Annotated in this window: 11 protein-coding genes and 1 riboswitch; of the genes, 6 read left to right on the forward strand and 5 right to left on the reverse strand. The window is 57.9% G+C overall.

The window, feature by feature from the left end; translation table 11 throughout:
* Positions 1-66 precede the first annotated feature (66 nt).
* On the forward strand, positions 67-1,170 hold the full coding sequence (leuB, locus tag AC2FGE_RS15800) for a 3-isopropylmalate dehydrogenase (protein ID WP_496820195.1): 1,104 nt from the start codon (positions 67-69) through the stop codon (positions 1,168-1,170).
* Positions 1,171-1,221: 51 nt separating this feature from the next.
* On the opposite strand, the gene AC2FGE_RS15805 is transcribed toward leuB, so the two are convergent.
* Entirely contained in the window at positions 1,222-3,405 is a 2,184-nt protein-coding gene (locus tag AC2FGE_RS15805) for a transglycosylase domain-containing protein (RefSeq protein ID WP_496820196.1), read from the reverse strand.
* 259 nt (positions 3,406-3,664) lie between these two features.
* Between AC2FGE_RS15805 and AC2FGE_RS15810 the strand changes: the two genes are divergently transcribed.
* Together AC2FGE_RS15810 and AC2FGE_RS15815 are read left to right on the forward strand one after the other, a co-directional pair.
* Positions 3,665-4,003 carry a P-II family nitrogen regulator gene (locus AC2FGE_RS15810; RefSeq protein WP_480500528.1) on the forward strand — a complete coding sequence of 113 codons (339 nt, stop codon included), beginning with the start codon at positions 3,665-3,667 and terminating at the stop codon, positions 4,001-4,003.
* A 33-nt stretch (positions 4,004-4,036) separates the two neighbouring features.
* Positions 4,037-5,347: an ammonium transporter gene (locus AC2FGE_RS15815; protein ID WP_496820197.1), complete on the forward strand. Its 1,311-nt coding sequence runs from the start codon at positions 4,037-4,039 to the stop codon at positions 5,345-5,347.
* A gap of 118 nt (positions 5,348-5,465) precedes the next feature.
* Here AC2FGE_RS15815 and AC2FGE_RS15820 read toward each other — a convergent pair whose 3' ends face one another.
* Positions 5,466-6,650, reverse strand: coding sequence for an amino acid aminotransferase (locus AC2FGE_RS15820; RefSeq protein WP_496820199.1), 1,185 nt, complete (start codon positions 6,648-6,650; stop codon positions 5,466-5,468).
* Positions 6,650-7,504: a 3-mercaptopyruvate sulfurtransferase gene (sseA, locus tag AC2FGE_RS15825; RefSeq protein WP_496820200.1), complete on the reverse strand. Its 855-nt coding sequence runs from the start codon at positions 7,502-7,504 to the stop codon at positions 6,650-6,652. Before sseA ends, AC2FGE_RS15820 begins: the two co-directional genes overlap by 1 nt.
* A gap of 141 nt (positions 7,505-7,645) precedes the next feature.
* A riboswitch (cobalamin riboswitch) is annotated at positions 7,646-7,859 on the forward strand.
* A 55-nt stretch (positions 7,860-7,914) separates the two neighbouring features.
* Here sseA and AC2FGE_RS15830 point away from each other — a divergent pair.
* Positions 7,915-8,592, forward strand: a complete 678-nt coding sequence (locus tag AC2FGE_RS15830) for an energy-coupling factor ABC transporter permease (protein WP_496820201.1) — start codon at positions 7,915-7,917, stop codon at positions 8,590-8,592.
* Between the two features lie 15 nt (positions 8,593-8,607).
* On the opposite strand, the gene AC2FGE_RS15835 is transcribed toward AC2FGE_RS15830, so the two are convergent.
* Positions 8,608-8,877, reverse strand: a complete 270-nt coding sequence (locus AC2FGE_RS15835) for a CBU_0592 family membrane protein (protein ID WP_496820202.1) — start codon at positions 8,875-8,877, stop codon at positions 8,608-8,610.
* A complete protein-coding gene (locus AC2FGE_RS15840; RefSeq protein WP_496820203.1) occupies positions 8,877-9,437 on the reverse strand; it encodes a helix-turn-helix domain-containing protein in 561 nt (186 codons plus the stop codon). Before AC2FGE_RS15840 ends, AC2FGE_RS15835 begins: the two co-directional genes overlap by 1 nt.
* A gap of 106 nt (positions 9,438-9,543) precedes the next feature.
* Between AC2FGE_RS15840 and ilvD the strand changes: the two genes are divergently transcribed.
* Both ilvD and AC2FGE_RS15850 read left to right on the forward strand, forming a co-directional pair.
* Positions 9,544-11,376, forward strand: coding sequence for a dihydroxy-acid dehydratase (gene ilvD, locus AC2FGE_RS15845; protein ID WP_496820204.1), 1,833 nt, complete (start codon positions 9,544-9,546; stop codon positions 11,374-11,376).
* A gap of 586 nt (positions 11,377-11,962) precedes the next feature.
* On the forward strand, positions 11,963-13,069 hold the full coding sequence (locus AC2FGE_RS15850; protein ID WP_496820205.1) for a saccharopine dehydrogenase family protein: 1,107 nt from the start codon (positions 11,963-11,965) through the stop codon (positions 13,067-13,069).
* Positions 13,070-13,073 lie beyond the last annotated feature (4 nt).

The raw sequence follows: 13,073 nt of genomic DNA on the forward strand, positions 1-13,073 counted from the left end.
ACGTCTCATTGACCCGATGCGGCGCAAGCGCTAGGGCCTTTGCTGTCAAACGCAAGGAGATCCTTCATGTCCAACCCCTCGCTCCTCATCCTGCCCGGAGATGGAATTGGCCCCGAAGTTATGGCCGAAGTGCGCCGCATCATCGATTGGTTCGGCACCAATCGCGGCCTGGAATTCGACGTGAGCGAGGATCTGGTCGGGGGTGCGGCCTATGACGCCCATGGCAAGCCCCTGTCGGACGAGACCATGGCCAAAGCACAAGAGGTCGACGCGGTTCTTCTGGGTGCGGTAGGCGGCCCGAAATATGACGATCTGGATTTCAGCCTGAAGCCCGAGCGCGGATTGCTGCGTCTGCGCAAGGAAATGGATCTGTATTCGAACCTGCGTCCGGCACAGTGCTTTGACGCGCTGGCCGATTTCTCGTCGCTGAAGAAAGACATCGTCGCGGGCCTCGACATCATGATCGTGCGCGAGCTGACATCGGGCGTCTATTTCGGTGAGCCACGCGGCATTTTCGAGGAAGGCAACGAGCGCGTGGGCATCAACACCCAGCGCTATACCGAATCCGAAATCGAGCGCGCCGCGCGCTCGGCCTTTGAACTGGCGATGCGCCGGAACAAGAAGCTGTGCTCGATGGAAAAGGCCAACGTGATGGAATCCGGCATCCTGTGGCGTGAAGTGGTCGAGCGTGTCAGCGCCGATTACCCTGAGGTCGAACTGAGCCATATGTATGCCGATAACGGCGCCATGCAGCTGGTCCGCGCCCCGAAGCAGTTTGACGTGATCCTGACTGACAACCTGTTCGGGGATATCCTGTCGGATTGCGCCGCAATGCTGACTGGTAGCTTAGGCATGCTGCCCTCAGCATCCTTGGGTGCCCCGATGGCCAATGGCCGCCCCAAGGCGATGTACGAGCCGGTACACGGGTCAGCCCCCGATATTGCCGGCGAGGGCAAAGCCAACCCCATCGCCTGTATCCTCAGCTTTGCCATGGCGCTGCGCTATAGCTTTGATCAAGGCGCCGAGGCTGGCCGCCTAGAAGCTGCGATCGAAAAAGTCCTAGCCGAAGGCGTGCGCACCGGTGATCTGTTGGCGGATGAGGGTGTTCAGCCGGTTTCGACCTCGGAAATGGGCGATGCCATTCTGGCAGCATTGGACGCAAGCGTCTAAGTCCTGCCACAGCTGAAATTCAAGAGGCGGTGCCCAGCGCACCGCCCTTTTTTAGTTGCCGCCAAAGATACCTTTGAGAAGATTATTGATATCTTCTGCAAAACCACCCTGTCTGCGGCGAGGCTGCGGCTGCGCCACCTGAACCGGCGGTTCTGGCACGATCATCGGCAAGGCTGTTGGCGTTATCCCTTCGGTCACGCGCACCATCGTCTCTTTCCAGATCTCGGCAGGCAAGCCGCCACCGGTGACACCCGACAAGGGCGTGTTGTCGTCATAGCCCATCCAGACACCGGCCACGTAATCCGCCGTAAACCCGATGAACCAAGCATCCCGCGCGGCCTGTGTTGTTCCGGTTTTGCCCGCAACCTGCCAGCCAGGCAGCTTGGCCCGTCCGCCCGTGCCCTCGGATACCACACGTTCCATCATCCATGTCAGCTGTTTCGCGGCGCTGTCATTGATGACACGCTCACCGATGCCGGTGGTCGTCACCATCACAGGTTCGGTTTCGCCCAGTAGCTTCAACTCGGTCAGGCCATAGGGCTCAACCGAGGATCCGCCGTTCAGGATGCCTGCATAGGCCCCGGTCATCTCGATCAGCGTGCTTTCCGATGCCCCCAACGCCAGCGCTGGTCCTTGTGCCAGATCGCTGGCAATTCCGAAGCCGCTGGCGACGGTCCGCACGTTGTCGAGCCCCGCGACCTCAGCCACTTTCACGGCAGGGATGTTCAACGAGTTCTTCAGCGCATCCGCCAGCGTCACACGGCCATAGAACTTATTCGTGTAGTTCTTCGGACACCATTCGCCCGATCCCGGAATGTTGACACAATAGGGTTCATCCATCACCGTGGCATAAGGTGAATACCCAAGTTCTAGCGCAGTGGCATAGACAAACGGCTTGAACGATGACCCGGTTTGGCGCAGCGCCTGCGTGGCCCGGTTGAACGCGCCTGAAACACGGGTGTTGCGCCCACCGACCATGGCGCGCACCGCCCCATCCGCTGACATCACGACAATCGCCGCCTGCGCCTTGGACCCTTTGCGCACCTTTTCCTGAAAGATGTATTGCAGCGCCTCTTCGGCAGATTTCTGGATGCGCTGATCCAGCGTGGTGCGGATCACCACATCTTCGGTGGTGTTGCGGGTGAAAAACTCCGGCCCGCTGGCCATCACCCAATCGGCGAAGTAGCCGCCCGCCCGCGCAGCGGCAGCGGCAGACAGTTCTGCCGGGCGCGCACGCGCTTCGCTGGCCTGTGCGCCTGAAAGATAGCCCTGATCCTCCATTAGACCGACCACAAGCCGGGCGCGATCTTGTGATCGTTGCAGGCTGTTGGTGGGGGCATAGCGCGTGGGTGCGACCAGAAGACCGGCCAACATAGCCGCTTCGGCAGGAGAAACCTCGGCTGCTGATTTGCCGAAGTACCGCTGGCTGGCAGCTTCGAACCCACGTGCACCAGCCCCTAGAAACGCACGGTTCAGATAGATCGTCAGGATTTCGTCTTTGGAGTATTTGACCTCCATCGCCAGCGCATAGATCGCCTCTTTGCCCTTGCGCCAGAGCGAACCCTGGCGGCAATCCGCTTCATATGCGGCCTCGGACTCCCACTCAGTCGGATCATAAGGCACACCCAGACACAGCAGCTTGGCTGTCTGTTGGGTGATGGTCGAGCCTCCATGGCCCGACAGTGGCCCGCGCCCTTCGCTCAGGTTGATACGCACCGCACTGGCAACCCCACGCGGGCTGACGCCGAAATGGCGATAGAACCGCTTGTCCTCGGTCGCAATCACAGCGTTTTTTAGATGGGGTGAAACCGTATCTGCTGTGATCACCCCGCCAAACTGGTCTCCGCGCCAGGCAAAAACCTTGCCATCCCGATCCAGCAAGGTCACCGATCCGCGCGCGCGCCCATCCAGCAGGGCGTCCGCATCGGGCAACGAGGTATAGACAACGCCAACGGCCAAAGCGACCAGCATCGCGATAACGGCACCCACGCGCCATGTGACACCCCAGATCAGTCGCCAGATCCAACGGAACAGACGGCGGAAAAACCCCCCGCCATTGCCACCCGAACGCTTGCGCGTCTTCTTTCGAGCCGTCTTGCGCGTGGTCGTCTTTCGGGCGGTGGATTTCTTGCCCGCCGGTTTCGCAGCCCGCTTGGTCGTCGAAGGCTTGCGCCCCTTCGACGGGTATCGTTTATCCGCGACCAATCTTGGCTTGCGGCGCTTGGACTCAGTCATGCTCAAACTCTGCCCGGTTATTCTTTTGGCACACCATACCCCGACGACATAGCTATGTAGAGGTCCGATTTTCCGGAATTTCCCCTCTCATATTCGCCTAATTTTTAGTCGTTCGGCAAGTTTTGTGCAAAAATTGTGCAACTTTGCGTCATTTTCGAACCATTTAACGACGGGGAATCGTTCCTAAACGCCCCTCCTCAGGCTCTTTTTCTGCAGGTGCAAACAAGCCGGTGTGACCGGAGAAGCAGAGGGGACTGACGTGAAACTCATCATTGCGACAATCAAGCCGTTCAAGCTCGAGGAGGTGCGCGAGGCACTGACCCAGGCTGGCGTGCGCGGCATGATGGTGACCGAAATCAAGGGCTTCGGCTCACAATCCGGTCACACAGAAATCTATCGCGGCGCAGAATACGCCGTGAACTTCGTACCCAAGATCAAATTGGAAATCGTGGTGCCAGCCACGATGGCCGACCAAATCGTTGAGACCATCACCAACACTGCCAAAACCGGCAAGATCGGTGACGGCAAGATTTTCGTCCTCGATGTCGAGCAGGCCATGCGTGTACGGACCGGGGAAACAAACGAAGAGGCGCTCTGAGCGCCGACACTCATATAAATTCGAGGACTGACAATGAACCTGATGAAATCTCTCATCCCTGCTGCCGCGCTTGTCGTGCTGCCGCAGATGGGTCTGGCGCAAGAGGCCGCTACCGGCGAAGCCGCGCTGCACACCCAGTATATCTTTACCACCCTGCTGTTCTTGATGGCGGGTTTCCTGGTCTTCTTCATGGCGGCAGGCTTTGCCATGCTGGAAGGCGGTTTGGTGCGTTCCAAGAACGTCGCCATGCAGATGACAAAAAACGTGGCGCTGTTTTCCATCGCCGCGATCATGTACTGGCTGGTTGGCTTCAACACGATGTATCCGGGTGACTTCAATGGCTTCTTTGCCATTGGCGGTCCGACCGTGCTGGACCCGGTAGGTGTTGACCCTGCCGAGGCTGCTTTGGACTATGCCTCAATCGGTTCGGACTTCTTCTTCCAACTGGTCTTTGTGGCTGCAACCGCGTCCATCGTATCGGGTGCCGTGGCGGAACGGATCAAACTGTGGCCGTTCCTGATCTTCGTGGTCGTGCTGACCGGTATCATGTACCCAATTTCTGGCTCCTGGCAGTGGGGCGGCGGCTGGTTGTCCGAAGCGGGCTTCTCGGATTTCGCTGGTTCGACCGTCGTGCACTCGGTCGGTGGTTGGGCGGCTCTGGCTGGTTGTCTGATCCTTGGCCCGCGTATCGGCAAGTACAAAGACGGCAAGGTTCACCCGATGCCCGGTTCGAACTTGGCGCTGGCCACCTTGGGTACATTCATCCTGTGGCTGGGTTGGTTCGGCTTCAACGGCGGCTCACAGCTGGCCATGGGCACCGTGGGTGACGTAACCGACGTGTCGCGCATCTTTGCCAACACCAACATGGCCGCAGCCTCCGGTGCTGTTGCTGCCCTGATCCTGACCCAGGTTATGTACAAGAAGCCTGACCTGACCATGGTGTTGAACGGCGCGCTGGCTGGTCTGGTTTCGATTACTGCCGAGCCTCTGGCCCCGTCCCTGTTCGGATCGCTATGGATCGGTGCAGTAGGTGGTATCATCGTGGTCTTCGCGGTCCCGATGCTGGACAAGTTCAAGATCGACGACGTTGTTGGTGCCATTCCTGTTCACCTGTTCGCAGGCATCTGGGGCACCATCGCCGTAATCTTCTACGGCGAAGCCAGCCTGATTACCCAGCTGACCGGCATCGTCGCATACGGTGTGTTCACCTTCGTCGGCGCTCTGATCGTGTGGTCCATCCTCAAAGCGGTGATGGGCATCCGTGTCAGCGAAGAGGACGAGATCAATGGTCTTGATATGGCAGAACTGGGTATGGAAGCTTATCCGGAGTTCTCCAAAGGCTAAGACCTGAGATAACCTCTCGAAGGCCGGGCGTTCTTGCCCGGCCTTTTCTTTTGCTCGACTCTGAAAACAAAAAAGCCGCACTGATCTGAGCGGCTTTTGTTTCGCTATGAAGTGCCGCTTAGACTCCAACGTCTACAATCGCCTTCGCCAGAATAGGCACTGTAGTCGCATTCAGACCGGCTATGTTCAGGCGGCTGTCGCCGACCATGTAGATCCCGTGGTCCGCACGCAGTTTCTCGACCAGTTCAGGTGCAGCACCCAGACGCGAGAACATACCGCGATGTTGGGCGACAAAACTGAACCGATCCGACCCGGTCAGACGCTGAAGCTCATCCGCCAGCTGCTGACGCAGACCCAGCATGGAGAGGCGAACCTCCTCCAGCTCAGCGGCCCAGTCGGCGCGCAAGGCGTCGTCGTTCAGGATGGTGGTCACGACCCGTGCGCCATGATCCGGCGGGAACGAATAGTTCTGGCGGTTCAGGAAGGCAAGCGTCGACTGGTTCAATGACGTCTGCGCCGCATCATCGCTGATCGCCATCAGTAGGCCGGTCCGCTCACGATAGACGCCGAAGTTCTTCGAACAAGACGCCGCGATCAGGCACTCTTTGACAGACGAGGCCACCAGACGGGCTGCCTGCGCGTCTTCCTCAAGACCGTCGCCAAAGCCCTGATAGGCGATGTCGATCATCGCAACCAAGCCTTGCGCATTGATTAGGTTCACGACCTCTTGCCATTGCACCATGTTCAGGTTCGCGCCGGTCGGATTGTGGCAGCAACCGTGCAGCAGAACCACGTCGCCCGCCTTGGCGGTTTTTAGGTCCTCGATCATACCGTCGAAATCGACGCCACGGGTTTCGCCATCGAAATAGCGATAAGCGACCGTCTCGATGCCCAGATAATTCAGGATCGACAGGTGGTTGGGCCATGTCGGGTTCGATACAAATACGCGCGCCTCAGGGTTGGCCATACGGATCATCTCGAACGCCTGACGGCAGGCACCTGTACCACCCGGAGTCGCAACGGCCGCAATATTGGCGCGCGGCACCGCATCGCCAAGGATCAAGCCGATCATCGCATCGGAATAAGCCGGATCACCGGCCAGACCGGTATAGGCTTTGCTCTCCTGCTCCTCCAGAATGCGCTTTTCGGCAGCTTTGACCGCACGCATTACCGGGGTAACACCTTCGGCATTCTTGTAGACGCCAACACCCAGATCGATCTTTTGATCGCGCGGGTCTTCGCGGTACATCTGCATCAGCGCCAGGATCTTGTCGGCTGGCTGCGGCTTAAGGTTTTCGAACATCAGGTCTCTCCAGTTGCGACGGGCAGGGTTGGGAAGGCACCCCATTCAGCCCAGGAGCCGTCATAAAGCGCGTGGTCTTTTTTACCCATGCGCTCAAGCGCAAGGCTAAGGATTGCCGCCGTCACACCCGATCCGCATGAGGTGATTGCAGGCTTGGACAAATCAACGCCTGCGGCTTCGAACACAGCGCGGCACTCTTCGGGTGATTTCATCGTCCCGTTCTTGTTCAACAGCGTTCCGAAGGGCACATTGCGTGAGCCGGGGATATGGCCCGAGCGCAAACCTTCGCGCGGCTCTTGTTCCGTTCCGGCAAAGCGGGCGGCGGAACGGGCATCGATGATCTCATGATCAGCCAGCTTGGCGGCGGCAGACACTTGTGTCACGTCGCGCACCAGATGGTTCTGAACCCGCACGGTCATATGACGATCCCGGATTACTGGGGGCAAATCCTCGATCTCGCGCCCTTCGGCCTGCCATTTTGGCAGACCGCCATCCAGCACGGCAATGTTGTCCTGCCCCATCAGGCGGAACATCCACCAGACGCGCGCAGCTGAGGACAGGCCAGAGCCATCATAGACAACCACCTGATGTCCATCCCCCACGCCCATCGAGCGCAGGCGTGACATGAACTTCTCGACCGGAGGCATCATATGCGGCAGGTCCGAGCGATGATCGGCAATATCGTCGATATCAAAGAACCGCGCGCCCGAGATATGACCTGCATCATATTCGGCTTTGGCATCGCGCCCATGCTGCGGCAGGTACCACGACCCATCCAGCACCCGCAGATCGGGGTCCTTGATATGGGCGGCAAGCCAGTCGGTGGAAACCAGGGTTTTCGGATCGTCTTGCATCAAAGCCTCCCCTAAGCGAGTCTGAGTTTCCCTATATCCGAGCGGCCAAACGTGCAAGCCATGCCAAGGCCTGCACTCCTGGGAACTGGCAATTTTTTCCAAACATACGCGTTTGCCTGCTTGACAGGTGGCACCCGGTGCCAGACACCTGCCTGACATGGTTTCCGAAGGGGAATTTCCCCCGAGGAATGAAAAGGGAATCCGGTGCGACAATACCTGTCAATTCCGGAGCTGCCCCCGCAACTGTAGGCGGAGTTTCACCCCATCATGGCCACTGACCGAAGCAATCGGTTGGGAAGGCCGGGATCGAAGCCAATCCGCAAGTCAGGAGACCTGCCATGTGCAAACCGGGTGAAAGCCCAATTTTGAAACCTTTCTGCCGTCGGGTGTGACGGGAAGGAGACCAAACTATGCATATCGAACCGGGCGTCGTAAATGGCGCCAAACTTGTCCTGAGCTACGCGACCGCAACCGGCGCGGGGCTCTATACCGCTAAACTGGCATGGGACAGTCTGAAAAGCAGCGGCCTTGCCAGCCTCGCCATTCGCTCAGCCCTGACCACGGGGCTGGTTTTTACCTTCTTTGAAGTATTGCCACACTTCCCGGTCGGAGTGTCAGAAGTACACTTCATTCTGGGATCGACCCTGTTTTTGTTGTTCGGTGCAGCCCCTGCCGCCATCGGCTTGATTGCGGGCCTGTTCATTCAGGGATTTTTCCTGGCGCCTTTCGACCTGCCTCAGTTCGGGATGAACATGACAACACTGCTGGTGCCGCTTTTTGCGCTGCAGGCCTTGGCCAATCGCATCATCGCACCGAATACGGCCTACATTGATCTGAAGTATTCTCAGGCGCTTGCGCTGTCGACGGCCTATCAGGGCGGTGTCGTCATCTGGGTGGCGTTCTGGGCCTTCTATGGCCAAGGATTTGGTGCAGAAAACCTCACCGCCGTCGTCAGCTTTGGCGCTGCGTACATGCTGGTTATCCTGGTTGAACCGCTGGCTGATCTGGCCGTTTTGGCCGCGGCAAAATCCATGCGGGATTTTGGCCGGATTGGCCTGTTTACACCACGCCTTCACAACGCTGCATAACCCTGTTGCGCCGCGCTACCCTGCGCGGCGCAACCTGAAATGCTGAATGATACCGATCACGCTAATGACAATCCAGAAGCCTTCAATCAGCATCGACGCCAGATTGAAGTTCTGAAGCAGCGAATAGACAATCAAAACGGACCCCAGCAGATTTACGACGGGAAAGGCCAGATCTTCGGAATTCATGTATCGCATCTGCGTGGCGAAATAGGCAGCAACCACGATCAGGGCCCCGAAAGAGCCGATGGCATCCACAATTGTCAGGCTGTTGAAAAACTCGCTCATCAATGAACCTTGCCGTTATCTGGAACATCTGGCTGTTGCGCATAGTGATGCATGTTCAAAAACGCCGCCCCTTCAGCGCCCGCTCGATAGCCATGCGGGAGATCCGCTGCAAATCGCAGCCCCTGACCCGATTGCAAGGGCACCCAAGCCTCACCTTTCAGAATGTCCAGCGTGCCGCTGAGCACAAAGACCTCCTCGGTCACACCAGCGGCATGGGCGGGGGACTCATGGCTTTGGTTGGGGGCGAGCTGGACGTGAAACGTCTCTGCCCCCAATGCTGGATCAAAGGGAAAGACAATCTTAACCTCGATACTGCCGGGAAAGGTGACGGTCTTAAAAACCGAAGGATCACCATTCACGGTGTCGATCAACGCGCTGAGCGGCAGTTGAAACCCTTTGGCAATCTTCCACAGCGTGGCGATCGTCGGGCTTGATTCGCCCCGTTCGATCTGACCTAGCATCGCTTTGCTGACGCCTGTCATCTCAGCGACTTTCGACAGGCTCAACCCCGAAGCGGCCCTCACATCCCTTAGCTTTAGTGTTATGTCGTCCGGAGCCATGCCATTGTCTTTCGAATCTTCTTGTGCGTTATAGCGCACATATGGTACGTGCGCTATAACGCACATTCCCCGCATATCGCAACCGGGGCAAAAGGGAAACAGCATCATGCCAATGTACCGATCCAGAACCTCCACCCATGGCCGTAACATGGCCGGAGCCCGTGGCCTGTGGCGCGCCACCGGTATGCAGGACGATGATTTCGGCAAGCCGATCATTGCCATCGTCAACTCGTTCACCCAGTTCGTACCGGGTCACGTCCACCTGAAGGACCTGGGCCAGATGGTCGCGCGTGAGGTTGAAAAGGCTGGCGGTGTTGCCAAGGAATTCAACACCATCGCGGTGGATGACGGCATCGCCATGGGCCATGACGGGATGCTGTATTCCCTGCCCTCACGCGAAGTAATCGCGGATTCGGTCGAATACATGGTCAACGCACATTGTGCCGATGCGATGGTCTGTATCTCGAACTGCGATAAGATCACGCCCGGCATGCTAATGGCAGCGATGCGGCTGAATATTCCGGCGATCTTTGTCTCGGGCGGGCCGATGGAGGCCGGTAAGATCGACATCGCTGATCTGGACGCCAAAAAGATCGACCTTGTCGATGCGATGGTCGCCGCCGCGGATGACACATTCACCGATGAACAGGTTCAGCATATCGAAGAAAACGCCTGCCCGACCTGCGGGTCGTGCTCGGGCATGTTCACCGCGAACTCGATGAACTGTCTGGCCGAGGCACTGGGACTGGCGCTGCCGGGCAATGGCTCAACTCTTGCCACCCATGCGGATCGCAAGCAGCTGTTTCTGGAAGCGGGTCGCCGGATCGTCGAGATCACCAAACGTCACTATGATCTGGACGAAAAAGGCTTCCTGCCGCGTGAGATTGCCACCTTCGATGCGTTTGAGAACGCAATGAGCCTGGATATCGCCATGGGCGGGTCAACCAACACGGTTCTGCACTTGCTGGCCATCGCCCACGAAGGCGGCGTCGATTTCACCATGTCCGACATGGACCGGCTGAGCCGTAACGTTCCGTGCTTGTGCAAGGTCGCGCCCAATACCGAGAACGTTCATATGGAGGATGTCCACCGCGCGGGCGGCATCTTCTCGATCCTCGGAGAGCTTAGCCGCGCCGGATTGTTCCACGAACATTGCAGCACGGTGCATACCCCGACCATGGGTGAGGCGATTGCCAATTGGGACATCAAGATCGCCAACAACCCCGCCGCGCAAGAGCTGTTCAAAGCAGCGCCCGGCGGCGTGCGCACCACGCAGGCGTTTAGCCAGTCGAACCGGTACAAGGAACTGGACACCGACCGCGAAGGTGGCGTGATCCGCTCCAAGGAACATGCGTTCAGCCAGGACGGAGGCCTTGCGGTTCTGTTCGGCAATATCGCGTTGGAAGGCTGCATCGTGAAAACGGCGGGCGTGGATGCCAGCAGCCTGACCTTCACCGGCTCAGCCTATGTCTGCGAAAGCCAGGATCAGGCCGTCAGCGACATCCTGACCGGCAAGGTGAAAGAAGGCGATGTGGTTGTCATCCGCTACGAAGGTCCGCGCGGCGGGCCGGGGATGCAAGAGATGCTGTATCCGACCTCTTATCTAAAGTCCAAAGGCCTGGGCAAAGCCTGCGCGCTGCTGACCGATGGACGGTTTTCGGGCGGGACCTCGGGCCTGTCCATCGGCCATGTCTCACCCGAGGCGGCCGAGGGTGGCGTGATTGGTCTGGTGCGTCAGGGCGACACGATTGAGATCGACATCCCCAACCGCTCGATCCATCTGGCGGTATCAGATGAGGATCTGGCCCAGCGACGTGCAGAGCAGGACGAAAAGGGCTGGCAACCGACAGAACCGCGCAAGCGCAAGGTCTCAACCGCGCTGAAAGCCTATGCCAAACTGACCACCAGCGCCGCGAAAGGGGCGGTACGTCAGGTTTGAGTGAGGAACCCGCTAATCAAAAACGGCCCATCCATCCGGTGGGCCGTTTTTTGGCTGTGCGGACGACGTGTGAATTCGCGGCGCCTATGCCAACGGTAGCTTTTCAATGCCCTCGACGATGTCTGCGTTGAAAGCCGTCAAGCTTCTGTCAAACGGTACTCCAAATGTGTACAAAGGTCTGTCACCAGACTTCTTTGCAACACACCCTGACGTGGTGGATCCTGACCGACTCAGCTTTGTTCAAAGCCAAGCTTATCGAAACTGGCCTTTTGCTGGGAGGGTAACGCAGCCTTCCCAAAATTTGGAGGAGAAGATTTCCAAATGAGCTTGGTGCGACATGCCCCCACACAAGTATGTGCGCTTTCAGAAGCAACAATAACGAGGATCGCTCTGCAATCATGTCATTGCATTAGCTACGAATGTTTAACACACAGTGCTCTGCTCACAGGCCTGGTGCTTGAGTTATCAAATAGTCGGAAAATTTGACGAAATGACAGTCTAGCTATCGATTTCGTCAAGATAACACCTGCGATATGACCATTATCTGCGCCATTCTCGAAGGAAAACCGGAGAGAGGAGGCAAGTCATGTCGTGGAAGGTATGTATCGTTGGGGCCGGCAAAATTGGGCAGATGATTGCTGCGCTATTGAAAGATTCACCCAACTACAGTGCCACAGTTGCAGAATATGATCTGAAGGCCTTGGCCGAGATTGCCAGGCTGGGCGTTGCGACGATGCAAATCGACGCGACGAACATCGAAGAATTGACACAAGGGTTGAGCGGTTTTGATGCTGTAATCTCTGCCGCTCCGTTCTTTCTGACGCCAAACATCGCCGAAGCTGCAAAACATGCCGGGGCGCATTACTTCGATCTGACCGAGGACGTCGCGGCGACCCAGGCCGTGCGAGCACTGGCGAAAAGCAGCAAAACCGCTTTTATGCCGCAATGCGGGTTGGCGCCGGGCTTTGTTGGGATCGCCGGGGCCTCGCTGGCCGCGGAATTCGACGAAATCGATAGCTTGCATATGCGGGTCGGGGCCTTGCCGCTCTATCCGACCAACGCGTTGAAATACAATCTGACATGGTCAACGGATGGGTTGATCAATGAATACTGCAATCCCTGTGACGCCATCGTAAACGGTGAACGCGTCAAGACCGCACCGCTGGAAGATTATGAAGTGCTGGGCCATGACGGGGTGGAGTATGAATGCTTCAATACCTCGGGCGGTTTGGGCACCTTGCCAGAAACGTTAGAAGGCAAGGCGCGCGCGGTGTCGTATCGCTCGATCCGATATCCGGGTCATTGTGACATTCTGAAACTGTTATTGCATGATCTGGGGCTGGACCGCCGTCGCGACCTGCTGAAAGAGATCTTTGAATCGGCCTTGCCACGCACCGATCAGGATGTGGTGCTGGTTTATTGCACGGCCAAAGGCAAGATCGACGGGGCGCTGCGCGAGAAATCCCTGATCAACAAAAGCTTTGCCCGCGAGATCAACGGACAGGTCTGGAGCGCCATTCAGGTCACCACGGCCGCAGGCGTTCTGGGCGTCGTTGACCTGATGCGTACGGGCGTTCTGCCTTCCACCGGGTTTGTCCGGCAAGAACAGGTCAAACTGTCCGATTTCCTGAACACCGAATTTGGCCGGCTCTATCGCGCCGGCGACGTAACCCCACAGAACAAGGCGGCCTAAGATA

It is taken from the genome of Ruegeria sp. YTSA075 (assembly GCF_059610245.1).

Excerpts from the sequence above, each read along its gene's own strand:
- leuB (WP_496820195.1), top strand. The coding sequence starts at position 67 with ATGTCCAACCCCTCGCTCCTCATCCTGCCCGGAGATGGAATTGGCCCC.
- AC2FGE_RS15805 (WP_496820196.1), bottom strand. The coding sequence starts at position 3,405 with ATGACTGAGTCCAAGCGCCGCAAGCCAAGATTGGTCGCGGATAAACGA.
- AC2FGE_RS15815 (WP_496820197.1), top strand. The coding sequence starts at position 4,037 with ATGAACCTGATGAAATCTCTCATCCCTGCTGCCGCGCTTGTCGTGCTG.
- AC2FGE_RS15820 (WP_496820199.1), bottom strand. The coding sequence starts at position 6,650 with ATGTTCGAAAACCTTAAGCCGCAGCCAGCCGACAAGATCCTGGCGCTG.
- sseA (WP_496820200.1), bottom strand. The coding sequence starts at position 7,504 with ATGCAAGACGATCCGAAAACCCTGGTTTCCACCGACTGGCTTGCCGCC.
- AC2FGE_RS15830 (WP_496820201.1), top strand. The coding sequence starts at position 7,915 with ATGCATATCGAACCGGGCGTCGTAAATGGCGCCAAACTTGTCCTGAGC.
- AC2FGE_RS15835 (WP_496820202.1), bottom strand. The coding sequence starts at position 8,877 with ATGAGCGAGTTTTTCAACAGCCTGACAATTGTGGATGCCATCGGCTCT.
- AC2FGE_RS15840 (WP_496820203.1), bottom strand. The coding sequence starts at position 9,437 with ATGGCTCCGGACGACATAACACTAAAGCTAAGGGATGTGAGGGCCGCT.
- ilvD (WP_496820204.1), top strand. The coding sequence starts at position 9,544 with ATGCCAATGTACCGATCCAGAACCTCCACCCATGGCCGTAACATGGCC.
- AC2FGE_RS15850 (WP_496820205.1), top strand. The coding sequence starts at position 11,963 with ATGTCGTGGAAGGTATGTATCGTTGGGGCCGGCAAAATTGGGCAGATG.